Origin of the sequence: Paramagnetospirillum magnetotacticum MS-1 (assembly GCF_000829825.1) — a bacterium.
Lineage (GTDB): Bacteria > Pseudomonadota > Alphaproteobacteria > Rhodospirillales > Magnetospirillaceae > Phaeospirillum > Phaeospirillum magnetotacticum.
On sequence record NZ_JXSL01000030.1, the window covers coordinates 998,999 to 1,022,079 of the forward strand.

Below are 23,081 nucleotides of genomic sequence, written 5' to 3' on the forward strand. Positions count from 1 at the left end.
ATCGAGTCGGGAGACTACCTAGCCCGCCGGCGGTACAGGAAAAAGGTGGGGGCCCGTCCGGTGATGCATTTCTGCTCGTAGCGGGTGGCAGGCCAGTCGGCGGGCACCCCTGCCCGGTCGGTGGTGGCCAGGACCTTCTCGAAATCCGGATGGGCGTCCAACTGGTGGGCGGCCCAGGCCACATAGACGGGATCATCGCTGGCCACCCGCAGTTCTCCGCCGTCTTCCAGCACACGGGCCAGGGCGTCCAAATTCTCGGGCGAGATGAAGCGGCGATAGGCGTGCCGGGTCTTGGGCCAGGGATCGGGAAACAGCACGAAGGCCCGCCCCAGCGCGCCGTCGGGCAGGGCGGGCAGCAACAGGCGCGCATCCTCGGGGAAGATCCGCACATTGCCCAAGTGCCGGGTCTGAACATGGCCCAGCAGGCTGGCGATGCCGTTCTTGAACACTTCGCAGCCGATCAGGCCGAGATCGGGATTGGTTTCGGCCAGTTCGGCCAGATGCTCGCCGCCGCCGAATCCCACTTCCAGCCAGACCGAGCGGACCGCGCCGGGAAACAGGAGGCCGGGTTCAAGGATTTCGCCCGGCTGCGGGATCGCCAGGCTCAGCCGGGGCAGCAAGTCCTCGATCAGCCCAAGGGCGTTGCGGCGCAGGGCCTTGCCCTTGCGCCGACCGAAAAAACGCGGCCGCTCGGCGGCCGCGTTTCCCTTTTCAGCATGTTTGCTCATGAAAAGCTTAGAAGGCCTTCTTGAGCTGCTCCACCAGGTCGGTCTTCTCCCAGGAGAAGCCGCCATCGGCGTCCGGGCTGCGGCCGAAATGGCCATAAGCCGCGGTGCGGGCATAGATGGGCTTGTTGAGGCCCAGATGGGTGCGGATGCCGCGGGGGGAAAGATCCACCAGCTGCTGCAGCACCAGGGCCAGCTTGTCCTCGTCCACCTTGCAGGTGCCCGAAGTGTCCACATAGACCGACAGGGGCTTGGACACGCCGATGGCGTAGGAAAGCTGGATCACGCATTTGTCGGCCAAACCGGCGGCGACCACGTTCTTGGCCAGATAGCGCGACGCATAGGCGGCCGAACGGTCAACCTTGGTCGGGTCCTTGCCCGAGAAGGCACCGCCGCCATGGGGCGCAGCGCCACCATAGGTGTCGACGATGATCTTGCGGCCCGTCAGGCCGGTATCGCCGTCGGGACCGCCGATGACGAAACGGCCGGTGGGGTTGACGTAGAACTGATCCTCGGGCGGGAACCAGCCCTCGGGCAGCACGTTCTTCACATGCGGGCGGACGATTTCCTTGATGTCGGCCTGGGTGAGGCCGTCCACATGCTGGTGCGAGACCACCACGGAGGTGGCGCGGACCGGCTTGCCGTCGCGGTATTCCAGGGTGACCTGGCTCTTGGAATCGGGCAGTAGCTGAGGAGCGGCGCCGGAATGGCGGGCCTCGGCCAGGCTTTTCAGGATCTCGTGCGAGTAGTAGATGGGCGCCGGCATGAGGACCGGGGTCTCGTTGCAGGCATAGCCGAACATGATGCCCTGGTCGCCCGCGCCTTCATCCTTGTCGGCGCCGGAATCGACGCCCTGGGCGATGTCGGCCGACTGGGCATGGACGCGGTTGATGATCTCGGCATGCTTCCAGTGGAAGCCTTCCTGCTCGTAGCCGATATCCTTGACGGCGTGGCGGGCCAACTCGTCCATCAGGGCGGCGTTGACCGAGGCCGGGCCGCGCACTTCGCCGGCCATGACGATCAGGTTGGTGGTGACCAGGGTCTCCACCGCCACGCGGGCATAGGGATCGGCGCCAAGGAACGCATCGACGACGGCATCGGAGATCCGGTCGGCAACCTTGTCGGGATGGCCTTCGGACACGGATTCACTGGTGAAGAGGAAATTCTTTTTGGACACGGGGCTTACCCTCCTAGATCCAACCAAAATTGGGACCTGGGGCATCAGCACGCGAGAACAGCGCCATCGTGATGCACCCACTTAGCCGAAATCAGCGTGGCGGCAAGCGGTCAAAATCTCCACGGGAGCGGCAACACCCCTCCGGGTCGTTCTTCTGACAGGCCGAGGGGCGACTCGTCAAGACGAATCGCCCCTCGGCTAAAATCCTGGATTTCAAAGGGTTATTTCTTGGTTTCGCCGGTCGCGGCCAGGGCCTTGGCCAAGTCATAGACACGGCGGCGGACCTGAGGGTCGATGATGGCGTAATAAGCCCGGACCAGTTCCAGCGTTTCGCGCTTGGTCATGGGATCGGCCTCGAAACTGGCGGGCTCCTCGGAGAGGCCGGAGGCACCGCGCGAAACCGCCACCGGGCTTTGCTCCTGGACGGTTTCGGCCATGTCGTCGAAGAAGAACGACACGGGCACGTCCAGAACGCGCGACAGGTCGAAGAGGCGCGAGGCGCCGATCCGGTTGGCGCCGCGCTCGTATTTCTGCACCTGCTGGAAGGTCAGCCCGATGGACTCTCCCAGCTTCTCCTGGCTCATCCCCATCAGGGTGCGGCGCAGCCGGACCCGTCCACCCACATGAATATCCACCGGATTGGGAAGGCCAGAGGGGAGGCGGCCTCTGGACGAGCCGCGGTGGGTAGGGGCGGAAGTGCGTTTGCTCTTGACCATGGCTGCGTCCTAATAGGTCTTAGGTGGGCGGAGTAAAAGTACCGACAGTTGTGTCGTTACCATAGGGGCGTGATTGCATACAGTCAACACGCTACACGGGAGGCGCATAGCACTATTATCATATACCTAATGTATGGTTGGTAAATTTCTAATTCAACCGACGCAGAAAAAAAACTGCGATACAGGTCAACAGGATCATCAGTCCGGGAACCAGATCGCCCAATCGGCCATAAACCGTGCCGGGCAGGGACTGGGGCAGAGGGGCGTCGAGGATTCCCCTCTCTCCCAGGGGCAGGTGGGCAATGACGCGGCCCACCGGATCCACGACCGCCGAGATGCCGGTATTGGCGGCACGGGCCTGGGGCAAGCCCTCCTCGATGGAACGCATGCGCGCCGCCGCCAGATGCTGATGCGGTCCCGAGGAAATTCCGAACCAGCCGTCATTGGTGACATTGACGATCCAGCCGGGACGGGGCTGGTCCTTGGCCAGGAAGGCGCCGGGAAAGATCGCCTCGTAGCAGATCATGGGCGCCATGGCGGGCAAGCCGGGCAGGGCCAGGGTGACCGGTCCCGGTCCCGCCGAAAAGTCGGTGCTGCCATGGGTGATCTTGTCGATGGGCAGGATGGAGCGTAGGGGCACGTATTCGCCCCAGGGCACCAGATGGACCTTGTCATAGATGGCCGCGATTTCCGACGATCCGGTGACCACCATCAGCGAGTTCCAGATCTGGAAGGGCTCGACGCCCCTGGGCGTGATGCGCGGCGCGCCGGTCAGCAGCAGCCCGCCCGGCGGCACCGCCGCCGCCGCCATCTGGCGGTGCAGACGGTCGAGATCGAGGAAATAGGCCACGGCGGTTTCCGGCCAGATCACGGCACTGATCTTTTCGAAACCCGGTCCCCGCGACAGTGTCACATGGTCGCGCAGATGGGCTTCGCGCTGTTCGTCGCGCCATTTGTTGCCCTGGGGCACGGCGGCCTGGACAAGGCGTAAGGTGACATCGGGGACATTGGCCTCAGGGTTCAGGGCCAGCCGCCAGGTGCCGCCGATCCATATCAGGGCGGGCAGGCCCAGGACCAGGGCGGCCACCGTGCGGCCCTGGCCGGGCCGGGTGACCAGGGCCGGGGCCAGCACCACCAGATAGGTCAGCAGGGACAGGCCCCAAATGCCGCCCAACGCCCCGAATTGCAGCATGGGTAGACTGATATCCCAGACCGACCCGACCGGGTTCCAGGGCAGGCCGCTCATCACCCAGGAGCGCAGCCATTCCGACAGGGTCAGCGTCGCGGCCAGGGCGGGTATGCGGGCGATCCGGCCCAGGCGGGCCATGTGCACGGCCAAAGTGGCCAGACCGTTGAAGGCGGCCAGCAACGAGGACAGGCCGAACACCGCGAAGGGGATCATCCAGCCGAAGCGGAGCGCATCCACCAGCAGGGCGTTGGAAATCCAGTAAAGCCCCACGGCAAACCAGCCGGTGGACCACCAGAATCCGGCGCCGAAGGCTTCGCGCCGCGTGGCTGCACTATCCAGGCTCCAGGCCATGGCGGGAAAGGCGATCAGCAGAACGGGCAGCACATGGGTGGGCGGCAGGGCGCTGGCCGCCAGGATTCCCGCAGCCATGAGGGCAAATCGCCGCCGCCAGCCAGTGAGCGCCTGGAAACGGCTGGACAGGGAATGCACGCAGATCAAGGTCATGGGCTTGTGCTTCTTTGATTCTCCCTCGCCACCCGCTTGCGGGGGGAGAGGGTCGAGGTGAGGGGGGTGACGGCCACGGACGCACCCTCACCCGGCTCGCTAAAGGCTCGCCACCCTCTCCCGCAGGCGGGAGAGGGGCAAGATATTATTCCGTGGCCGCTGGCTCCAGGCTTGCCACCCGGCGCACCCTTACCCGCTTGACCCGGCGCGGATCGGCGTCCAGGACCTCGAATTCCAGTCCGGCGGAATGGGTGATCAGCTCGCCGCGCGACGGCACCCGTCCGGCCACGAAGGAGACCAGACCGCCCAAGGTTTCCACCTCTTCGCGCTCTTCCTCGGTCAGCACCGCGCCCATGCGGTCCTCGAATTCGGCGATGGGGGTGCGGCCGTCGGCCTCGACGGTGCCGTCGTCGCAGAGCGTCAGTTCCGGCTCTTCGTCCTGGTCGTGTTCGTCCTCGATCTCGCCGACGATCTGTTCCACCAGATCCTCGATGGTGACCAGACCGTCGATGCCGCCGTATTCATCCACCACCAGAGCCAGATGCGAACGTTTGAGCCGCATCTCAAGCAATAGATCGGTGACCCGCATGCTGGGCGCCACGAACTGGACGCGGCGCGCCAGGCGGGGCAGGTTGAACGCCTTGCCCTCTCCCATCACCTCCAGCAGATCCTTGATGTGGATCATGCCGATGACGTCGTCCAGCGACCGGCGATAGACCGGCAGGCGGGAATGGCCGCAATCGATGAACAGGGCGATCAGCCCTTCCAGGGATATCTTGGCTTCCACCGCCACGATATCGGCGCGCGGCACCATGACGTCGTAGGCGGTGACGTCGCGCAGATGCAAGATGTTGCCGAGCAGCTGGCGCTCGTGTTCGTCGATGGGGATTTCGGCGCTGTCGCGATCCTCGATCAGCTCTTCCAGGGCGTCGCGCACGGTCTCGGCGCCCTTGGGGCGGCGGCGGCCCTTCAGCCAGCCGCGCATGGCACCGAACAGCGAATCATCGCCTGCCTTGCGCTGAGTTGCCCCGCCGTCGCGGGGCGGGCTTTCGCCCGATCTCTTGGTGTTTGCCCCGCCTTCGCGGGGCGGGCTACTGCCAGGGTCGTTCATGGACCTTTATTGCTCTCCATAAGGGTCGGCGATGCCGAGCGCCGCCAGCAGGGTGGTTTCCAAGGATTCCATCTCGGCGGCCTCCTCATCGTCCATGTGATCATAACCCAACAGATGCAGGACGCCATGGACAACAAGATGACCAAAATGATCGGCGAGAGTCTTGCCCTGATCCTTGGCCTCGGCGGCGCAGGTCTCATAGGCCAGGATGACGTCGCCCAAGAGCAGCGGCGCGCCGGGCACCAGTGGCGCGTCCTCGTCGTCCAGGGAGGCGAAAGACAGAACGTTGGTGGGCTGGTCCTTGCCGCGCCAGTCGCGATTGAGACCCTGCACCGTGGCATCGTCGGCCAGCACGATGGACAATTCCACCACGCCTTCGGGCAGATCGACGGCACCCAGCGCGGTGGCGGCCAGACGCCCGCAGCGGGCCTCGGCATCGGGCAGGACGTCAGTCCAGGCCGGGTATTGAATGTCGACGGCGATGTCGATGGTTACGGTCATGACTCGGCCTTCTTTTCCTTGGATTCGCGGTCGGCCTTGTCATAGGCGCGCACGATGCGGGTCACCAGATCGTGGCGTACCACGTCCTTGTCGCTAAAACGCACGAAACGCACGCCCTCGACGCCGTCCAGGATGTGGACGGCGTCCACCAGCCCCGAACGTGTGCCGGGCGGCAGGTCGATCTGGCTGACATCGCCGGTCACCACCATGCGGGAATTCTCGCCCATGCGGGTGAGGAACATGCGCATCTGCATGGCGGTGGTGTTCTGGGCCTCGTCGAGGATGATGAAGGAATTGGCCAGGGTGCGTCCGCGCATGAAGGCCAGCGGCGCCACCTCGATCTCGCCGCCCAACAGCTTCTTGGCCACCTGATCGCCGGGCAGCATGTCGTGAAGCGCGTCGTAGAGCGGCCGCAGATAAGGGTCCACCTTGTCCTTGAGATCGCCGGGCAGAAACCCTAAGCGCTCGCCCGCCTCCACCGCAGGTCGCGACAAAATGATGCGGTCCACCTCGCCCGCCACCATCATGGAGACCGCCTTTGCCACCGCCAGATAGGTCTTGCCGGTGCCCGCGGGGCCAAGGCCGAAGGTCAGTGGCGCCTCGCCCATGGCCCGGATATACGCGGCCTGAACGGGGGTGCGCGCCGCGATGTGGCGCTTGCGGGTGCGGATGACCAGATCCCCGGCCGAATCCTCGTGCCGCACCATGCGAACCGCGCTATCCACGTCGGCGGTCTCGAGATGGCCCTGGCGCTTGGTCGTCTGATAGAGGCTGTCGAGAATGCGGGCGGCTTCGGCGGCGGAATCCGGGGTGCCCGAAACGGTCACCGTATTGCCGCGCACATCGAGCGCCACGCCCAGATGGCCCTCGATCCGGTCGAGATTGGCGTTGTGGGGGCCGAACAGCACCTGGGCCAGGGCGTTGTCGGGAAATTCGCGCACGATCGAGGTGTCGCCGGGGCTCACGCGGGTATGGCCTCCAGGCTGTTGGGATGTACCTTGGTGATGCGCAAGTTGACCACGGTGCCGATCAGATGGGCGGCGGCCTTGACATGGACCGGCTGCATATAGGGCGAGCGGCCCAGCAACTGACCGGCATGGCGGCCGGGACGGTCCAGCAGGACGCGCATCTCGCGCCCGACGCAAGAATGGTTGAAGCGGGTGGTTTGCTCCATCAGCAACGCCTGGACCTGGGCCAGACGCTCGTCCTTCACCGGTTCGGGGACCTGCTGGTCCATGGCGGCGGCAGGCGTGCCGGGGCGCGGGCTGTATTTGAAGGAATAGGTCTGCACGAAGCCCACCTGGCGGATCAGGTCCATGCTGGCCTCGAAATCGGCATCGCTTTCGCCGGGAAAGCCCACGATGAAGTCCGAGGACAGGGCCAGATCGGGACAGACGCTCTTCAAGCGGTCCACCAGCCGCAGATAGGTATCGCGGTCATGGCCGCGATTCATGGCGGCCAGGATGCGGTCCGAGCCCGATTGCACCGGCAGATGCAGGAAGGGCATCAGCTGGGGCAGTTCGGCATGGGCGCGGATCAGTTCGTCATCCATGTCGCGGGGATGCGACGTGGTGTAGCGCAGACGCTCGACGCCCGGAACCTCGGCCAGGGCGCGGATCAGGCGGCCCAAACCCCAGCCTTCATCCCCGTGCCAGCCATTGACGTTCTGGCCCAGCAGGGTGATCTCGCGCACGCCGCCTTGGGCCAGCTTGGCGGCCTCGGCCAGGATGGCGGTGGCGGGCCGCGAATACTCGGCGCCTCGGGTATAGGGCACCACGCAGAAGGTGCAGAACTTGTCGCAGCCCTCCTGCACCGAAAGGAAGGCGCTGGAGCCCTGGGCCAGGGGTTCGGGCAGGAAGTCGAATTTGGGCTCTGCCGGAAATTCGGTATCGAGCACGGCGCCGCCCGCGCGGGCTGCCTGGGCCACCATCTCGGGCAGGCGGTGATAGGTCTGGGGCCCCAGCACGATGTCGACGAAGGGAGCGCGGCGCAGGATCTCCTCGCCCTCGGCCTGGGCGACGCAACCGGCCACCGCCAGGATCATGCGCTGCCCGGCTTCGGCCCTCGCGGTCTTGATCTTGCGCAAGCGGCCCAGTTCGGAGAACACCTTCTCGGCGGCCTTTTCACGGATATGGCAGGTGTTGAGGATGACCATGTCGGCCTCCTCGGCGTGATCGGCCGGGCCGTAACCCAGCGGCGCCAGGACATCCGCCATGCGGGCGGAGTCATAGACATTCATCTGACAGCCATAGGTTTTGACGAAAAGTCGCTTTGCCAATGTCTTACGCGTCCAGGAAATTCATGGTCAGGGAGCCGGGCGTCACGAGTCAAGGATTCGCAGCAGGGCGCCCGGCCAGAAGGCGGGTCACACCGTGGCTGATCACCTTGTGGCAATGGGCCGACAGCACCTTGCGCGAGCCGAATTCGGCTACGGTGACCGGCGGATGGAACTCCACCTCCACGGTGATGCGTCCCATGCCCAGCGCGCCCACCAGATGCCCGGCCAGGGTCATATCGCCGTACCAGGCCAGAAAGGGGCGAAGCGCGCGGGTGATGGGCAGGCCGTCCAGCCTGGCATAGGCCACCGAGACTGGCTGCACCGAAACGGCGCGCGGCATCCCGTCGGCGCCCCGCACCTCGCCTTCTGCCACCGAGAAGAACGAGCTTTTGAACGGCATGACGTGATTGCCGTCGTTCGACGTGCCCTCGGCGAACAGGATCAGCGACTCGCCCAGATCAAAGCGGTCGAGCAGGCCGTTCTTTTCCCGCGCCGTGGCGCCGCGGCTGCGCTCGATGAACACGGTGCGCGAAATGCGGGCCAGGAAGCCGAAACCGGCCCAGCCCGCAACCTCGTTCTTGGCGACGAAATAGGCATGCAGCAGGCTGCCCAACACGATGATGTCGAGATAGCTGGCGTGGTTGGCCACGTAAAGCACCGGTGATCCGTCTTCCAGCGGGCGGCCATGGACCACCACGTCATAGCCGATGATGGCCATGACTCCCTTCCAGTAGAAGCGGGTGTAAGTCGGCATGCGCGGACGCGCCGCAAGGCGCAGCACCAGAAAGGGCGGCAGCAGGAGCAGGGTCCACAGCACGAAGCCGAGGAAGCGCAAAATGGCGATGGGAGTGGAGATCATGGGGGCCTATTCCTCGGACCAGCCGGGAATGGTGCGGTCGTAATGAGCCCGGTACTTGGCGGTGACCAAGTCGGTTTTGACCATGACGCAAACATCGGTGGTGTTGAACTGGTGGTCGATCACCGCGCCGTCTCCGACAAAACCGCCCAGACGCAGGTAACCTTTGATCAGGGGCGGCAATTCGGCCATGGCCCGGCGCGGCTGGAGTGCATCCTTGGGCCGGAGCGCCATGTCGACGCGCAGATGGGGCAGGGCGCGGGGACGCAGGGATTCGGGCGCCAGATGATGGTGGTAGAGATAGGACAGATGACCGGCCAGAGCCTCGATATCGGTGCCGGGCAGGCTGGCGCAGCCGAACATCAGCTCGACGCCGTTTTCAAAGACATAGGCGGCGATGCCGTCCCACAGCTTCTTCATGGTGCCGCCGTTGCGGTAACCGGAATCGACGCAGGAACGGCCCAGTTCCATGAAACGGCCGCCATTGGCCAGGATCTTGGAAATGTCGTATTCGCCCGCGGTGTAGAACCGGCCGAAGGCCTCGCCCGGCGCGCGGCGCATCAGACGGTAGGTTCCAACCACGCCAGCCGCTCCGGCGCCCTGCGTCCGGTCGATGACCAGCAGATGATCGCAGACGGGATCGAAATCGTCGAAATCGGCCAGGCGGTCACGCATGGCCTGGGTGGGCTTGGCCCCCATCTCCTGATAGAAGACGCGATAGCGCAAGGCCTGGGCGGCGGCGATCTCGGCCGCGCTTTCGGCAAGGCGGACCTCAAGCCTGTCGCTGAGCTCGCGTGTCTCGGACACGGATTGCATGATCCCTCTGGTTCCGTCCTTTGCGGCGCGGGTTCGACCGCAAAGCCTATTTGTCTTCCGGTTTATCACCGGAAGTCAACGGAACTCCATAAAGTTCAAGGCGATGCCCCACCAGACGGTAGCCATAGCGCCGCGCGATCTCGCGCTGCAGGGCTTCGATTTCGGTGCTGGTGAACTCGATCACATTGCCCGACTGCATGTCGATCAGGTGATCGTGATGGTCCCCCGCCGATTCCTCGTAACGGGCGCGGCCGTCGCCGAAATCGTGGCGTTCCAGGATATCGGCTTCCTCGAACAGCCGCACGGTGCGGTAGACGGTGGCGATGGAAATATGGGGATCGATGGCGGTGGCGCGGCGATAGACCTCTTCCACATCGGGGTGGTCGGAGGATTCGGACAGAACACGCGCGATAACCCGACGCTGGTCGGTCATCTTCATGCTCTTGTCGATGCAGCGTTGCTCGATGCGTGAAATCATTGCCGCGATCCGGTAGCCGACGGGTCCCGCCGCGAATGGGACGCTGATGGCGCCCCGTCAGGCCGGGATTCCGGGATCATGCCCGGAACTCCCTCACTTGTCGAGAAGACGAGTCTTACCTGACGGTTGGGCGTCCTCAGACGGTGCGCTTGCGCTTGCGCGGCTTGGTGCCCAGGCCGATCTTCTTGGCCAGGCTGGAGCGGTGCTGCGCGTAATTGGGAGCCACCATGGGGTAATCAGCCGGGAGACCCCAACGGTCCCGGTATTCCTCGGGGCTCATATTGTACGCCGTCTTGAGATGGCGCTTCAGCATCTTCAGCTTCTTGCCGTCCTCGAGGCAGATGATGTAGTCGGGGGTGACCGACTTCTTCACGTTCACGGCGGGCTGAGGACGCTCAGGCGCGGCGGGCGCGCTGCCGACCGAGGCCAGGGTGCGGTAGACTTCCTGAATCAGATGAGGAAGATCGGCAACCGCGACGCTATTATTGGCGACATGCGCAGCCACGATTTCCGTGGTCAGGCCCAGCAGGTCGCCGCTGTTCGAATGCTCCGACATAGAGAGCAGCCCTCCAATTTTATTCAGTGGGCCCTTATATAAATCCTTCGTACAAAGCTGGCAATATCCATTGCAACAAATGAAAGTGACACAATTCGCATGACTGAGAAGCCTAACTACAGCCTTGACATAACCGGCGAAGTCTGTCCGATGACCTTCGTCAAAACCAAGTTACTTGTGGAGCGCATGGCGTCGGGAGAGATCGTTGAAGTGCGGCTGAAAGGTGCGGAACCTCTGGGAAACGTGCCGCGTTCTCTCGCCGAGCTGGGGCATGAAATCCTCTCGCTCCGGCCAGAGCCCGGTGAAGGAACGACGGGTATTCATCACCTTGTCGTGCGTAAGAAATAAGTCCACTTATCGAGTATGGATATTGGCGTAGTTCACGACGAGACTGAAGTTTCGTCCAGTCGGCAACTCATGGTGACGCCGTCAATAGCTCCGTAATAGCCCTTACGCAGCCCAACGCGGTTAAATTTTCGGGATTCATAGAGGGCCAGGGCCGCTTCGTTGTCGGCGGCGGCTTCCAGGAACATGGTCAGGGCCCCGGCGCGGGCCGCGTTCTCCATGGCGGCATCCAACAGGCGAGCCCCGACACCCCGGCGGCGCCAGGGGGGTAGGACGGCGATGGTGAGAATCTCCGCCTCGTCGAAAATCCGCCGCCACAAAATCAGCCCGGCCGGTCCTGGCGGTTCAGTGGCGGGGGCGAGGGATTTTCCGTCCACGGCAATCAGCCCCTCGGTTCCGGCCAAGGCCAGGACTTCGGCCATGGACTTGGGATTCCAGGGTTCGGCGAAGCAGATGCGGTGCATGCCGCCCAGCAAATCGGCATGGACCAGCCCGGCGGGGATCAGGTCGATCACACCCGTTTTCCCGGCATGGTGACGTCGGCGTCCCGAAGATAGAGGGGCTCGGGCGGCAGGCATTGCCCCCGGCTCCAACCATGGGCGGCCAGGGCGGCCACCAGGGCGGCATCGGGAAAACCGGCCGCGGCGGCAAGAATCGCTTCGGGCAGATGGGGCAGAATGTCGGGGGCGGCGTCGCCCGCCACCACCACCGGGCCTTGGCCCAGCTCTCCGGCCTGATCGGGACGCAAGGCGCGGATTTCGGACAGAGGGGCCGGGGCGGAATTGAAGAGTTGCAGCCATTTCTCGTCGCGGCGCGAGTCCACGGCGACCAGAATATTGCGGCCTTGCCGCTCGGCCTCGGTTACGCCCGCCGCCACCGCCGCGGTGGTGGTCACGCCAGCCAGGGGCAGGCCGCTGGCCAGGGCCAGGCCGCGCGCCGCCGCCAGACCGATGCGCAGGCCGGTGAAAGCGCCCGGTCCCACGGTGACCGCCAGCAGGCCGAGATCGGCGAAGGCGAGCCCAGCCTCGGCCATCACCTCGGCCACCATGGGCATCAGCGCCTCGCTCTGGCCGCGAACCATGACCGACAGGCGGTGCGCCAATACGTGCCCATCCGACCACAGAGCGGCGGAACAGGCGGAGGTCGAGCTATCCATGGCGAGAACAATCATCTCGCCGCTATACTTCCCTGCCGATGGAAATGAAAGCAGGAAGATGCATCCCCTGATTCCCGTGACCGCCGAAGGCTTCGGCGTCGAGATTCTTCTGGCCTATGCCACCCCCGACAATTTCACGAATCGTCCGGTCTACGCGCCCGCCGCCGGTTGCTGGCTGCACGCCCAAGCCGCGCCGCTGCTGAAGAAAGCGGTGGAACTGGCCCGGCCCCTGGGGCTCACCTTGCGAATCCTCGACGCCTATCGCCCAACCGAGGCGCAATGGGCATTGTGGAACCACACGCCTGATCCTGAATTCCTCGCCGATCCGCGCCGGGGCTCCACCCATTCGCGCGGCGTGGCGTTGGACCTGGACCTGCTGGATGCGGCCACGGGCGTGGCGCTGGACATGGGCACCGCCTTCGACGCCTTCACGCCGCTGTCTCATCATGGGGTTACCGGGGTTAGCGTCGAGGCGCAGCGCAACCGTCTGCTGCTGTTGGGGCTGATGAACGCGGCGGGCTGGGACTTCTATGGCAATGAGTGGTGGCACTACCAGATGCATGACGCGGCCCGCTTTCCCCTGCTGTCCGATACGGTGCTGGGGGCGGACAGGATGATGGGTTGAGGCCCTTTTGGGCTATCGCCCAAACCTATCTGGGGCCATGGCCCCAGACCCCCATTGATTCCATCGATAAAATCAGGGGAGATCCGGAGGCGCAAGCCTCCGGGCGGGTTCGGGCGGCAGCCCGATTTATCGCCACAGCCACCCGTCATCCAATACCGACCATGACGGACAGCCGATCTGAATGAGAGTGCGTTTGAGGTCAGCGGCCAGCAGATCGGCGGCGCGCGCCGCTCCCGCTTCGCCCGCCGCCGCCGCGCCGTAATAGAAGGCGCGGCCGCAGAAGACGAAATCGGCGCCCGTGGCCCCGGCGCGGACCACGTCTTCTCCCGAGCGGATGCCGCCATCCATGACCACCACAGGATCGGGCCCAAGCGCGGCGCGGATGGCGGAGAGCGAATCGATGGCCGCAGGCGCGCTGTCCAACTGGCGGCCGCCGTGATTGGACACCCAGATGCCATCGGCGCCTAGCCCAAGCGCCGTCTTGGCATCGGAGGCGGTCATGATTCCCTTGACCAGCATTCTGCCCTGCCACTGGTCGCGCAAGGATTTGAGGTCGTCCCAGGTAAGGTCGTCCTTGATCTGGGACGAGATGAATCCGGCCAGGGTCTTTCCATCCACCTCGCCCACATAGCGGGCCAGATTGGGAAAGCCGGGTGAGCCGTGTTTCAGCGTGGACAGCGCCCAGAACGGCGCCATGGCCAGTTGGGCGACAAAGCGCGCCCCCGGCTTGAAGGGCAGGACGAAGCGGTTGCGCAGGTCGCGGCGGCGGTCGCCCGCCACCGGTACATCCACGGTGACCACCAATTCGCGGATTCCTGCCGCCCAGGCCCGCGCCAGCAGGTCGCGGTTGATGCGCTCCTCGCGCGAGACGTAAAGCTGGAACCAGGCGTTGCCGTCGGCGGCCTTTGCGATGTCTTCCAGGGCGGTGGTGGCGACGGTCGATGCCACCACGGGAAAGCCCAGCCGCGCCGCTTGGCGCGCCACCATCAGATCGGCGCCCGGCCACAGCAGATTGCCCATGCCCACCGGGGCGGCGCCGAAGGGCAGCCGGTAGTCCCGGCCGAACAATGTGGCCGTGGTGTCGGGCTTGGCCCCGGTGCAGGCCTTGGGCGCCAGGATCACCGCTTCCAGGCGGTCCCGATTGCGGCGCAATCCGTCCTCTTCGCCCGAACCGCCGTCCAGGAAACCGAAGGCGAAGCCCGGAATGCGCCACCGCGCCCGTTTCGCCAGATCGCCGATAGAAGCGGCGTTGCTCATGGAAAGAACCCCTTTAATTTAGAGCGGCATGCCCCAAACCCGGCGTATGCCGCGATCAGCCGCCATTGAGGCGGCGGCCAAGCGACCGGACGGTCGCGCCCGGCGAGGGACAAACATAAAGCTAGATCATGGCGCGCCATGATCTAGATGCAGTAATCGTCGACAGGGGCGCGGGGCAGCCGGACCGAAAGCTCGCCCCCCAACAATCCGGCCAACAGGCGCAGATCGGCAAGGATATCAAGGACCACCGTCTCGGCACCGCCGCCCAGCAAGACGCCCCGCCCCAATCCGCCGCCCCGTAATTCCAGCCCAGACCGCCCGATCTGGTCGATGACGTTCTGGGACGTGTGGTCCACCGGATAGGAAACCATATAGGGCGTGTCGAGTGTGTCGAGCAGGATGGCCGCGTCCATGGCATAGCCGGGGCCGCGCGGATCATCGGGCGGCGGATCGATGAAGACGAAATGGGGCCGGGGCTCCAGCACGAAGCGATGGCGCAGGAAGGAGAACCAGTCATGGCTCCAGAACCGAACCCAGCCGCCCTCGCGGTTGCCCTTGGCCGCCTCGATGACGCCGAGGTCGATATCGTTGACGTCGGCTTCGAAATCCAGGCCGCCCAGGGCATTGATGACCCGTCCGGCCAGGACCCACGAACCGGGATAGCTCTTCCCGGCCACCACGGCGTCAAGCCAGCTTCGGGAGTGGAATTCGCCTCTATGGGCCAGGACGGCGGGCAAGAGGGCGGGCGGTAAAAGTCTGCCGCCGCCCGCATGGGTATCGGCATAGGAGAAGCGCGGCGCTTCCGCCTCCTCGTCATGCGTCTCCGCCACCCGGTGGGCGACGCGGGTCAGCGCCGCCGCCAGGATGAACTGAGTCCAGATGATATCCGCTTCGCCCGATTCCATGCCCCCTATCCAAGCCGTCTTTGGCTTCGGCGTAAAGTAGGGATCAGGATTTAGACGTCATCCTCTTCGTCATCGCCGCCGCACTTGTCGTCCCAGTATTTGGCCTCGATGGGCCAGGGCGCCTTGGCCGAGACCGCATCCGCCGCCTTGCGGTCAGAATCCGAAAGATTGGTGAGGAATTTCAGCCCCGTGGCCTTTTCCAACGCCGTAAGGGAGGTGGAATAAATGGTCAGGTCGTATTTGGACTGGGGCGTGCCGGCGCATTTGCGGTAGCCGCCCCGCTGGTCCTCATCGGCCTGATGGAAGAGGAAGGCGCGAGCTTCCACCTTACCCTTGGTCTCGATCACCAGGATCTTGAACAGGGCGTGGGGAATGGCCACGGGCACGGTGACGCCCTCCTTGCCGATGGTGTCGATTTCGCGCTCGGGCTCGAAGACCGGGCCTGCGATGGTCCAGACGCGCCCGAATTTGTTGGCCGCCGCGATGGCGTAATTCTCCAGTGCCAGCCAGTCGCCCTGATTCATATCGGCGAATTGCGGCAGGGCATTGATGAAGGTGTGGGTGTTGCAGCCCTCCTGCCACGAGATGCGGTTGGCATGGTTGCGCGCCGCCATATGGCCCCGGTTCCACAGGACGGCGAAGCCCCGGTACGACGCGTCGATGCCGGGCTTCAGCTTGGGCTCGGTCCACAAGAAGTCGGTGGCTTCCAACTCGTACCATTTGACCGGGCGCTTGGCGCCCTGGGGATGGATGGGCTTGCCGTCGGCGCCCATCATGGCGTGCATCTCGTAGGACACCCATTTGGGAATGCCCTTATAGGGGGAATCGGGCGTGTCGTGGTCCTGCCTGGTCTCGAAGGACGAGGTGAAGGCGCCATAGGAAAACATCAGGCTGCGCGGCCAGGTGGCGAAGCGGTCATGGTCATAACCGGCGGGAACCGCCGTTTCATAGGGCAGTTCCTTGACCCCGCCCTGGCCCTTGCAGGCCAGGGGTTCGGCATGGGCGGAAAAATTCGCGGCTGCCAAGGCGACAGCAGCGAATACGAGAAAAAATAATCTTTTGATGATCATCGACGAACCTCATCGAGAATAAATTATCCACTGATGGTGCAGTTTCGCCGCGATCTTTGCAATTCATGAAAGTTGTATACTTTTGGCCGCGCCGCCACAAAAGACGGTTTGGCCAAAAGTTTTTCTCGTATTGCTGCTCAGGCCGCCCGGCGTCCGGACAAGGCCTCAAGATGGGCAAGAACGGCGGAGGCAGTTTCCGGATGTGCCAGGGCGGCGTCGATGATCGCCGCCACATAACCGGCCTTATTTCCGCAGTCGTAGCGGGTGCCGAGGAAACGGGCGCCGTGCAGGCTTACCTCTCCCAAAGTCCGGGCGATGGCGTCGGTCAGCTGGATCTCGCCGCCCGCGCCGCGTTCTCTGCGCTCCAGGGCATCGAAGACCGAGGCGTCGAGGATATAGCGGCCGATCACCGACAAGGTGGAGGGCGCCTCGGCGGGTTTGGGCTTTTCCACCATGCCCCGCGCCCGGATCAGACGGCCCTTTTCCTCGATGACGTCCAGGATGCCGTAGCGGTCCACCTGATCGGCGGGAACGTTTTCCACGGCGATCACATGGCCCCGGGTTTCGCTCCACACATCCACCAGCTGCTTCAGGCAGCCGGGCTTGCCGAGGATCAGGTCGTCGGGCAGCAAGACGGCGAAGGGTTCGTCACCGATGACGGGGCGGGCGCACAGCACCGCATGACCGAGGCCCAGCGGCGCGGGCTGGCGCACGCAGGTGATGCTCACCCCCTTGGGGCAGGTGCCGCGCGCGATGTCCAGCAGCTCGGTCTTGCCCCGGGCCTCCAGCGAGCGCTCCAGCTCGGCATTGCGGTCGAAATGGTCGGCCAGCATCTCCTTGCCACGGGCGGTGACCAGGACGATCTCGGTGATGCCCGCCTCGGCGGCTTCCTCCACGGCATACTGGATCAAGGGCTTGTCCACCACCGGCAGCAATTCCTTGGGCAGCACCTTGGTGGCGGGCAGAACGCGGGTGCCCATACCGGCAACGGGAAGAACGGCTTTGCGGATCATTTCGGGGTCTCTTCAAGAGAGAGGTTGCGATGACGGGGATCATCGCGCCCCAAAACGGCGGAGTTTTGTTCCGATTACGGCAAAACCGGGGCGCATTTCCATGGATCAGGGATGCGCGAAGGGACGAGTCACTTCGCAAACCTGTTACCCCTCATCCACCAGCGCCAGCAGGCGCTTCAGCCCCTCGCTGCCCAGGCCCAGCATCTCCAACTGGGTGATGGTATTGGCCAGATAGTCGCGGCAGGGGCCAGCGGTGCCGTGGCCCTGGCGGATCAGGGCGGCGCGTTGATCTGGCGTGGCTTGGGCCAGGTATTGGGGATGGTCGCGCCGGGCGACGAAGGCCCAAGCTTGGACCTTGCGTCTATCGTCCAGGACGGCGGGAAGGAAGCGGGGCTCGTAGACGCCTGTGGGCATTTCGCGCGAATAGATGCGGGCCATGACCTCGGGCACCTTGATGGCCGCCACCCGGAAGGCCCGGCCCCGGCACGACCCGCCCCGGTCCAGGCCCATGACCAGACCGGGCCTTTCCGCCGTGCCGCGCCAGAGAAAGGACAAGATGCACATGGCGCGGTGATAGCCCGAAATTTGGGCGGTGCGGGTTTCCTCGTGTTCGAAGTCCGGGTTCCACATGAGCGAGCCATAGGCGAAGACCCATAGGTCGGTGCCTTGCCTCCAGCCCGCTGTCGGGTTAGACCTTGTGACCGGTTCTGGAGTCGCGATGCCCATGCCCGTCCGTTTCCGTCTTGCCGCCCTGATCGCCGCATTCCTGGCCCTGGCCGGGTGCGGCGGCTATACGGCCTATTGGTTCCATGTGGCGGGGCAGTTGCGCAAGGGGATAGAGGACTTCGCCGCATCGCGCCGCGCCGATGGCTGGCATCTGGATTACGGCCCCGTCGCGCTGTTCGGCTTTCCCGGCCAGATCGGTCTGGATTTGGGCGCGCTCAATCTCTCCACGCCTTCCGGGCTGGCCTGGAGCAGCGACGGCGTGCGTCTGCGGCTGCCCGGCCTCGACCCGATGGGGCCGGTTCTGGATCTGGGGACCAGCCATACTCTGGCCATGGGAAACGAGTGGCGCGGCATCGTCACCACCACCGGGGCGACGGTGCGGCTTCGGGTGGATGGCGACGGCGATCTGCACGATTTCGCATTCGAGGCGGGCCGCCTGGCGCTGGAACAGCCCGGCGCGGGGCCGTTGACGGCCGAGCGTCTTGCCATTCGCTATGAATGGCTGAACCCTCCCGATCCCGGCCATGAGAAACCCTCGGCCGGTTTCGCCCTGAACGCCCAGGGCGTGGAGATGGGCCTGCCCGCCGATCTGCCCTTCAACCGCCGCCTGGATCTGGTGCGGGTGGAGGGGCGCATCATGGGCACCATTCCCGATACGGCCCCGCTTTCCGCCCTGGCCGCCTGGAGCAATGCTGGCGGCACCGTGGAACTGGACAAGCTGGCGGTGGACTGGGCGCCGCTCAGCCTGGAAGCCGACGGGACCTTCGCCTTCGACCCCATGCTTCAGCCTCTCATCGCCACCACGGCCCGCATCCGCGGCTGGAAAGAGGTGGTGAGCCGCCTGGTGGAAGCCAAGCTGATGGAGCCGGGCATGGCCTCGGCCGCTGAAATCCTTCTGGCCATTCTGGCGCGTCCCGATCCCCAGGGACGCCCCACCCTGACCCTTTCCGTCACGGTGCAAGATGGCGATCTCTATGCCGGGCAGGTAAAGCTTCTCCGGCTGCCGCCCTTGCCCATCACTCCCCCCGGACCCGGAGCCCCGCCCCCATGAGCAATCTGCCCGTCCAGTCGTTTCAGCCCCCCTTGCGCATCCTGATGGGGCCCGGCCCCTCCGACGTCCATCCCAGGGTGCTGGCCGCCCAGGCGCGTCCCACCATCGGCCATCTCGATCCCGCCTTCGTCGGCATGATGGATGAACTGAAGGGCCTGTTGCAGGCCGCCTTTCGCACTGCCAACGAGATGACCTTCGCGGTGTCCGGCCCCGGTTCGGCGGGCATGGAGGCCTGCTTCGTCAATCTGATCGAGCCGGGCGACACGGTGGTGGTCTGCGTCAATGGCGTGTTCGGCGGGCGCATGAAGGAGAATGTGGAACGCTGCGGCGCCCGCGCCGTGGTGGTCGAGGATGCCTGGGGCACCCCCGTCGATGCGGGCAAGGTGGAAGAGGCCCTCGCCGCCAATCCAGGCGCCAAGGCCCTGGCCTTCGTGCATGCCGAAACTTCCACCGGCGTCGAATCCGACGCGGCCATTCTGTGCGCCCTGGCCCATGCCCATGGGGCCCTGACCATCGTCGATGCCGTCACCTCGCTGGGCGGTATTCCGGTCCTGGTGGACCAGTGGGGCGCCGATGCCGTCTATTCCGGCAGCCAGAAATGCCTGTCGGCGCCGCCCGGCCTGTCGCCGGTCACCTTCTCGCCCCGCGCCGTCGAAGCGCTGAAGGCGCGCAAGACCAAGGTGCAAAGCTGGTTCCTCGATCTTACCCTGCTCACCGCCTATTGGGGCGGCGGGGCTAAGAGGACCTATCACCATACCGCCCCGGTCAATGCGCTCTACGGTCTGCACGAATCCCTGGTCATGCTGCACGAGGAAGGCCTCGACGCCGCCTGGGCGCGTCACCGCGCCATGCACGAGGCCCTGCGCGCGGGGCTCGAGGCCATGGGTCTGGGCCTGCTGGTCGCCGAAAAATCCCGTCTGCCCCAGCTCAACGCCGTCACCGTGCCAGACGGCGTGGACGAGGCCACTGTGCGTGCCCAATTGCTGGCTCGCTTCGGCCTGGAAATCGGCGCGGGCCTCGGCGCCCTTGCGGGTAAGGTGTGGCGCATCGGCCTGATGGGCCAAAGCGCCACTCCCAAACACGTCATCACCTGCCTTACCGCCCTGGAAGGCGTGTTGGGCGACAAGGTCAAGGCCGGTGCCGGTCCAGCGGCGGCGTCCAGGCTGCTGTTCGGGTAGATTTCGCTGCGCGAGCGGGCTTGGCCCGCACCCATCGGAGGCAAAAGCCTCCGAACCACCATTTTAAATGTCAATGAAGTGATGGAGGGTCCGGGAGGCTTCTGCCTCCCGGTTGGGGTCGGGGCGAAAGCCCCGTTACTCTTCCGGCGCCCTTTCCTTCCCCAGATCCCGGTAAAGCCCCTGCGCTTCGGGGGCGGGGCCGCGGCGGGTGCCCGGAGCCAGCACCTCCACGGTGCGGATATAGGGTCCTGCGGGAAAGGCCACCCGGTCGCCGGGCCTGACCCCATGGGCGGGCTTGGTGACAGGAGCGCCGTTGAGGCGCACCGCGCCGCTCTCAACCACGTTTGCAGCCAGAGCGCGCGACTTGAAGAAACGGCAGAAGAACAGCCATTTGTCGAGGCGGATGGAGGTTTCCATCCAGACGCCCCTTTTAATCAAAAGGGAGGTTTGGAGGCATCGCCTCCAACCGGGGCCGCGGGGCGGGAGCCCCGCATCTCGTCCTCATCCGCACTTGGAATAGCCGCAGGATGTGCAGGTATCGCAGCCTTCCGAGCGCAGCAGGGCGGGCTGGTTGCATTTGGGGCAGTGGCGCAGCCGCGTCTCGCCGTTGACCACCTTGCGCTCCTCGCCATAGCGGTCGTCGCGGGCCTCTACCGGTTCGCGCGCCGCCTTGGGGTCGGGCAGGAAGCCGATGGCGATCATGTGGCGCTCGATGACTTCGCCGATGGCGGCCAGCAGCGAGGGGACATAGCGTCCGCCCACCCATTGGCCGCCTCTGGGATCGAACACCGCCTTCAGTTCCTCGACCACGAAAGCCACGTCGCCGCCCCTGCGGAACACCGCCGAGATCATGCGGGTCAGCGCCACCGTCCAGGCGAAGTGCTCCATGTTCTTGGAATTGATGAACACCTCGAAGGGCCGCCGCCGTCCGTCCTGGATGATGTCGTTCAGCGTGATGTACATGGCATGGTCGGAATCGGGCCAGCGCACCTTGTAGGTGGAGCCGGGCAGCGCCTCGGGCCGGTCGAGCGGCTGGGTCAGGTGGACGATGCCGGAATCCAGGGGATCGGTGTAGCGGGTGCGGGTCTTCTCCAGCGGCAGTTCGGGCTCGGCATCGTCCTCGGGCCTGGCCTCCTTCTTGACCTCCAGCACCGAGCCGGTGATGTCGTTGGGGCGGTAGGTGGTGCAGCCCTTGCAGCCCAGTTCATAGGCCTGGGTGTAGACGTCCTTGAAGGCGTCGAAGGAGATATCCTCGGGCACGTTGATGGTCTTGGAGATGGAGGAGTCCACGTATTTCTGCACGGCGGCCTGCATCACCACATGATCGCCGGGGGTGAGTGACAGGGCGTCGACGAAATAGGTGGGCAGCGGCGCGTTCTCGCCCCGCAGACGGCGGAACAGGCGATAGGCGTAGTCGCTGACCTCCTCCTCGCGTCGCGTGCCGTCACGCTGCAGCACGCCGCGGGTATAGGTGAAGGCGAAGACCGGCTCGAGGCCCGACGACACATTGTCGGCGAATAGCGAGATGGTGCCGGTGGGCGCGATGGAGGTCAGCAGGGCGTTACGGATGCCATGGGTGCGGATGGCCTCGATGACATCGGAATCCAGCCCCTGGATGGTCTCGCCCGCCAGATACTTCTCGGCATCATAAAGCGGGAAGGCGCCCTTCTCACGCGCCAGTTCGGCCGAAGCCAGATAGGCCGAGCGGCGGATGGCCGCCATCCAGGTCTCGGTCAGGCGGATGGCTTCGCGCCCGCCATAACGCGCTCCGCACAGAATCAGGGCATCGGCCAGACCGGTGATGCCCAGCCCGATGCGGCGCTTGGACAAGGCTTCGTGACGGTGACGATCGAGGGGGTAGTTGGACACGTCGATGACGTTGTCCATCATGCGCACGGCAACGCGCACCAGCCGGTCCAGCTTATCGAGATCCAGCCTTGCCCCGTCCTCGAAGGGCCGGTCCACCAGGCGGGCCAGATTGAGCGAGCCCAGCAGGCAGACGCCATAGGCGGGAAGGGGCTGTTCGCCGCAAGGATTGGTGGCGTGGATGTCCTCGCAATAGGAGAGATTGTTCAGCCGGTTGATGCGGTCGATGAAGATCACGCCCGGCTCGGCATAGGAATAGGTGGCGCGCATGATCTTGTTCCACAGTTCGCGCGCTGGCAGGCTTTTATAGGTGACGCCCTTGAAGGTCAGCTCCCACGGGCCGTCTTCCTTGACCGCCTGCATGAAGGGGTCGGTGACCAGGACCGAGAGGTTGAACATGCGAAGCCGCCCGGCTTCGCGCTTGGCGTCGATGAAGGCCTCGATATCGGGATGGTCGCAGCGCATGGTGGCCATCATGGCGCCGCGGCGCGAGCCCGCGCTCATGATGGTGCGGCACATGGCGTCCCACACATCCATGAAGGAGAGCGGGCCCGAGGCGTCGGCGCCCACGCCCTTGACCGGAGCGCCCTTGGGACGCAGCGTCGAGAAGTCGTAACCGATGCCGCCGCCCTGCTGCATGGTCAGGGCGGCCTCTTTCAGGTGCTCGAAGATGCCCGCCATGTCGTCGGGGATGTCGCCCATGACGAAGCAGTTGAACAGCGTCACCTTGCGGTCGGTCCCCGCGCCCGAGATGATGCGGCCAGCGGGCAGGACCTTGAAATCCTCCATGGATTCGAAGAAGCGCTGTTCCCAGACGGCGGGCTCGGCCTCGGTCGCCGCCAGACTGCGCGCCACGCGCCGCCAGGTGTCCTCGATGGTGCCGTCCAGCGCCGTTCCCTCGGCGGACTTCAACCGATACTTCATGTCCCAGATCTGCTGGGAAATGGATGCCACCTGCGTCATGGACCCGTCTTTCCTCTCC

General features: G+C 65.1%; 25 protein-coding genes. 4 read left to right on the forward strand and 21 right to left on the reverse strand.

The features are described from left to right. Positions 1-14 precede the first annotated feature (14 nt). From trmB to CCC_RS17280, 12 genes are all read right to left on the reverse strand, one after another. Positions 15-728, reverse strand: coding sequence for a tRNA (guanosine(46)-N7)-methyltransferase TrmB (gene trmB / locus CCC_RS17225; protein ID WP_009869818.1), 714 nt, complete (start codon positions 726-728; stop codon positions 15-17). Between the two features lie 7 nt (positions 729-735). Continuing rightward, on the reverse strand, positions 736-1,947 hold the full coding sequence (gene metK, locus CCC_RS17230) for a methionine adenosyltransferase (RefSeq protein ID WP_407668858.1): 1,212 nt from the start codon (positions 1,945-1,947) through the stop codon (positions 736-738). Positions 1,948-2,123: 176 nt separating this feature from the next. Then, positions 2,124-2,618, reverse strand: a complete 495-nt coding sequence (locus CCC_RS17235; protein WP_041042180.1) for a helix-turn-helix domain-containing protein — start codon at positions 2,616-2,618, stop codon at positions 2,124-2,126. 148 nt (positions 2,619-2,766) lie between these two features. Continuing rightward, positions 2,767-4,311 (reverse strand): apolipoprotein N-acyltransferase, encoded by a 1,545-nt coding sequence (gene lnt / locus CCC_RS17240; protein WP_009869821.1) that lies wholly within the window; start codon positions 4,309-4,311, stop codon positions 2,767-2,769. Positions 4,312-4,456: 145 nt separating this feature from the next. Then, positions 4,457-5,422 (reverse strand): hemolysin family protein, encoded by a 966-nt coding sequence (locus tag CCC_RS17245; protein ID WP_082036663.1) that lies wholly within the window; start codon positions 5,420-5,422, stop codon positions 4,457-4,459. 6 nt (positions 5,423-5,428) lie between these two features. Further along, on the reverse strand, positions 5,429-5,923 hold the full coding sequence (gene ybeY / locus CCC_RS17250) for an rRNA maturation RNase YbeY (protein ID WP_009869823.1): 495 nt from the start codon (positions 5,921-5,923) through the stop codon (positions 5,429-5,431). Then, complete coding sequence (locus CCC_RS17255; RefSeq protein ID WP_009869824.1) at positions 5,920-6,888, reverse strand: PhoH family protein; 969 nt, start codon at positions 6,886-6,888, stop codon at positions 5,920-5,922. Before CCC_RS17255 ends, ybeY begins: the two co-directional genes overlap by 4 nt. Next, entirely contained in the window at positions 6,885-8,201 is a 1,317-nt protein-coding gene (gene miaB, locus CCC_RS17260; protein WP_041042182.1) for a tRNA (N6-isopentenyl adenosine(37)-C2)-methylthiotransferase MiaB, read from the reverse strand. The genes CCC_RS17255 and miaB overlap by 4 nt, the downstream gene beginning before the upstream one ends. 49 nt (positions 8,202-8,250) lie before the next feature. Beyond that, positions 8,251-9,060, reverse strand: a complete 810-nt coding sequence (locus CCC_RS17265; protein WP_009869826.1) for a lysophospholipid acyltransferase family protein — start codon at positions 9,058-9,060, stop codon at positions 8,251-8,253. A gap of 6 nt (positions 9,061-9,066) precedes the next feature. Then, positions 9,067-9,873, reverse strand: a complete 807-nt coding sequence (locus CCC_RS17270; protein ID WP_009869827.1) for a GNAT family N-acetyltransferase — start codon at positions 9,871-9,873, stop codon at positions 9,067-9,069. 46 nt (positions 9,874-9,919) lie between these two features. Then, on the reverse strand, positions 9,920-10,351 hold the full coding sequence (locus tag CCC_RS17275) for a Fur family transcriptional regulator (protein WP_009869828.1): 432 nt from the start codon (positions 10,349-10,351) through the stop codon (positions 9,920-9,922). Between the two features lie 136 nt (positions 10,352-10,487). Beyond that, positions 10,488-10,907 carry a MucR family transcriptional regulator gene (locus CCC_RS17280; RefSeq protein ID WP_009869829.1) on the reverse strand — a complete coding sequence of 140 codons (420 nt, stop codon included), beginning with the start codon at positions 10,905-10,907 and terminating at the stop codon, positions 10,488-10,490. Positions 10,908-11,006: 99 nt separating this feature from the next. Between CCC_RS17280 and CCC_RS17285 the strand changes: the two genes are divergently transcribed. After that, positions 11,007-11,255 carry a sulfurtransferase TusA family protein gene (locus CCC_RS17285; protein WP_041042184.1) on the forward strand — a complete coding sequence of 83 codons (249 nt, stop codon included), beginning with the start codon at positions 11,007-11,009 and terminating at the stop codon, positions 11,253-11,255. 32 nt (positions 11,256-11,287) lie between these two features. On the opposite strand, the gene CCC_RS17290 is transcribed toward CCC_RS17285, so the two are convergent. Together CCC_RS17290 and tsaB are read right to left on the reverse strand one after the other, a co-directional pair. Continuing rightward, positions 11,288-11,767, reverse strand: a complete 480-nt coding sequence (locus CCC_RS17290; protein WP_009869830.1) for a GNAT family N-acetyltransferase — start codon at positions 11,765-11,767, stop codon at positions 11,288-11,290. Next, a complete protein-coding gene (gene tsaB, locus CCC_RS17295) occupies positions 11,764-12,408 on the reverse strand; it encodes a tRNA (adenosine(37)-N6)-threonylcarbamoyltransferase complex dimerization subunit type 1 TsaB (RefSeq protein WP_009869831.1) in 645 nt (214 codons plus the stop codon). The genes CCC_RS17290 and tsaB overlap by 4 nt, the downstream gene beginning before the upstream one ends. A 58-nt stretch (positions 12,409-12,466) precedes the next feature. On the opposite strand from tsaB, the gene ddpX reads away from it, so the two are divergent. Continuing rightward, complete coding sequence (gene ddpX, locus CCC_RS17300) at positions 12,467-13,033, forward strand: D-alanyl-D-alanine dipeptidase (RefSeq protein ID WP_009869832.1); 567 nt, start codon at positions 12,467-12,469, stop codon at positions 13,031-13,033. Positions 13,034-13,159: 126 nt separating this feature from the next. On the opposite strand, the gene CCC_RS17305 is transcribed toward ddpX, so the two are convergent. The 5 genes from CCC_RS17305 to CCC_RS17325 all read right to left on the reverse strand — a co-directional run bounded on the left by CCC_RS17305 (position 13,160) and on the right by CCC_RS17325 (position 18,004). Then, positions 13,160-14,290, reverse strand: a complete 1,131-nt coding sequence (locus tag CCC_RS17305; protein WP_009869833.1) for an alpha-hydroxy acid oxidase — start codon at positions 14,288-14,290, stop codon at positions 13,160-13,162. 143 nt (positions 14,291-14,433) lie between these two features. Continuing rightward, a complete protein-coding gene (locus CCC_RS17310; protein WP_009869834.1) occupies positions 14,434-15,195 on the reverse strand; it encodes a hypothetical protein in 762 nt (253 codons plus the stop codon). 50 nt (positions 15,196-15,245) lie between these two features. Next, on the reverse strand, positions 15,246-16,220 hold the full coding sequence (locus tag CCC_RS17315) for a DNA/RNA non-specific endonuclease (RefSeq protein ID WP_009869835.1): 975 nt from the start codon (positions 16,218-16,220) through the stop codon (positions 15,246-15,248). Positions 16,221-16,402: 182 nt separating this feature from the next. Next, positions 16,403-17,278, reverse strand: coding sequence for a UTP--glucose-1-phosphate uridylyltransferase GalU (gene galU / locus CCC_RS17320; RefSeq protein ID WP_041042190.1), 876 nt, complete (start codon positions 17,276-17,278; stop codon positions 16,403-16,405). Positions 17,279-17,422: 144 nt separating this feature from the next. Beyond that, entirely contained in the window at positions 17,423-18,004 is a 582-nt protein-coding gene (locus tag CCC_RS17325) for a gamma-glutamylcyclotransferase (protein WP_041042191.1), read from the reverse strand. On the opposite strand from CCC_RS17325, the gene CCC_RS17330 reads away from it, so the two are divergent. Next, entirely contained in the window at positions 17,997-19,055 is a 1,059-nt protein-coding gene (locus CCC_RS17330) for a DUF2125 domain-containing protein (RefSeq protein WP_009869838.1), read from the forward strand. The two genes, CCC_RS17325 and CCC_RS17330, sit on opposite strands and share 8 nt — an antisense overlap. After that, positions 19,052-20,233 (forward strand): pyridoxal-phosphate-dependent aminotransferase family protein, encoded by a 1,182-nt coding sequence (locus tag CCC_RS17335; RefSeq protein WP_009869839.1) that lies wholly within the window; start codon positions 19,052-19,054, stop codon positions 20,231-20,233. The genes CCC_RS17330 and CCC_RS17335 overlap by 4 nt, the downstream gene beginning before the upstream one ends. Before the next feature lie 135 nt (positions 20,234-20,368). Here CCC_RS17335 and CCC_RS17340 read toward each other — a convergent pair whose 3' ends face one another. After that, positions 20,369-20,650 carry an RNA-binding S4 domain-containing protein gene (locus CCC_RS17340; RefSeq protein ID WP_041042193.1) on the reverse strand — a complete coding sequence of 94 codons (282 nt, stop codon included), beginning with the start codon at positions 20,648-20,650 and terminating at the stop codon, positions 20,369-20,371. A gap of 84 nt (positions 20,651-20,734) precedes the next feature. Next, a complete protein-coding gene (locus CCC_RS17345) occupies positions 20,735-23,062 on the reverse strand; it encodes an adenosylcobalamin-dependent ribonucleoside-diphosphate reductase (RefSeq protein WP_009869941.1) in 2,328 nt (775 codons plus the stop codon). Positions 23,063-23,081 lie beyond the last annotated feature (19 nt).

Excerpts from the sequence above, each read along its gene's own strand:
- CCC_RS17305 (WP_009869833.1), bottom strand. The coding sequence starts at position 14,290 with ATGAGCAACGCCGCTTCTATCGGCGATCTGGCGAAACGGGCGCGGTGG.
- CCC_RS17340 (WP_041042193.1), bottom strand. The coding sequence starts at position 20,650 with ATGGAAACCTCCATCCGCCTCGACAAATGGCTGTTCTTCTGCCGTTTC.
- CCC_RS17275 (WP_009869828.1), bottom strand. The coding sequence starts at position 10,351 with ATGATTTCACGCATCGAGCAACGCTGCATCGACAAGAGCATGAAGATG.
- ddpX (WP_009869832.1), top strand. The coding sequence starts at position 12,467 with ATGCATCCCCTGATTCCCGTGACCGCCGAAGGCTTCGGCGTCGAGATT.
- lnt (WP_009869821.1), bottom strand. The coding sequence starts at position 4,311 with ATGACCTTGATCTGCGTGCATTCCCTGTCCAGCCGTTTCCAGGCGCTC.
- CCC_RS17325 (WP_041042191.1), bottom strand. The coding sequence starts at position 18,004 with ATGGGCATCGCGACTCCAGAACCGGTCACAAGGTCTAACCCGACAGCG.
- CCC_RS17285 (WP_041042184.1), top strand. The coding sequence starts at position 11,007 with ATGACTGAGAAGCCTAACTACAGCCTTGACATAACCGGCGAAGTCTGT.
- tsaB (WP_009869831.1), bottom strand. The coding sequence starts at position 12,408 with ATGGATAGCTCGACCTCCGCCTGTTCCGCCGCTCTGTGGTCGGATGGG.
- ybeY (WP_009869823.1), bottom strand. The coding sequence starts at position 5,923 with ATGACCGTAACCATCGACATCGCCGTCGACATTCAATACCCGGCCTGG.
- CCC_RS17245 (WP_082036663.1), bottom strand. The coding sequence starts at position 5,422 with ATGAACGACCCTGGCAGTAGCCCGCCCCGCGAAGGCGGGGCAAACACC.
- CCC_RS17310 (WP_009869834.1), bottom strand. The coding sequence starts at position 15,195 with ATGGAATCGGGCGAAGCGGATATCATCTGGACTCAGTTCATCCTGGCG.
- metK (WP_407668858.1), bottom strand. The coding sequence starts at position 1,947 with ATGCCCCAGGTCCCAATTTTGGTTGGATCTAGGAGGGTAAGCCCCGTG.
- CCC_RS17345 (WP_009869941.1), bottom strand. The coding sequence starts at position 23,062 with ATGACGCAGGTGGCATCCATTTCCCAGCAGATCTGGGACATGAAGTAT.
- CCC_RS17265 (WP_009869826.1), bottom strand. The coding sequence starts at position 9,060 with ATGATCTCCACTCCCATCGCCATTTTGCGCTTCCTCGGCTTCGTGCTG.
- trmB (WP_009869818.1), bottom strand. The coding sequence starts at position 728 with ATGAGCAAACATGCTGAAAAGGGAAACGCGGCCGCCGAGCGGCCGCGT.
- CCC_RS17335 (WP_009869839.1), top strand. The coding sequence starts at position 19,052 with ATGAGCAATCTGCCCGTCCAGTCGTTTCAGCCCCCCTTGCGCATCCTG.
- galU (WP_041042190.1), bottom strand. The coding sequence starts at position 17,278 with ATGATCCGCAAAGCCGTTCTTCCCGTTGCCGGTATGGGCACCCGCGTT.
- CCC_RS17270 (WP_009869827.1), bottom strand. The coding sequence starts at position 9,873 with ATGCAATCCGTGTCCGAGACACGCGAGCTCAGCGACAGGCTTGAGGTC.
- CCC_RS17330 (WP_009869838.1), top strand. The coding sequence starts at position 17,997 with ATGCCCATGCCCGTCCGTTTCCGTCTTGCCGCCCTGATCGCCGCATTC.
- CCC_RS17235 (WP_041042180.1), bottom strand. The coding sequence starts at position 2,618 with ATGGTCAAGAGCAAACGCACTTCCGCCCCTACCCACCGCGGCTCGTCC.
- CCC_RS17280 (WP_009869829.1), bottom strand. The coding sequence starts at position 10,907 with ATGTCGGAGCATTCGAACAGCGGCGACCTGCTGGGCCTGACCACGGAA.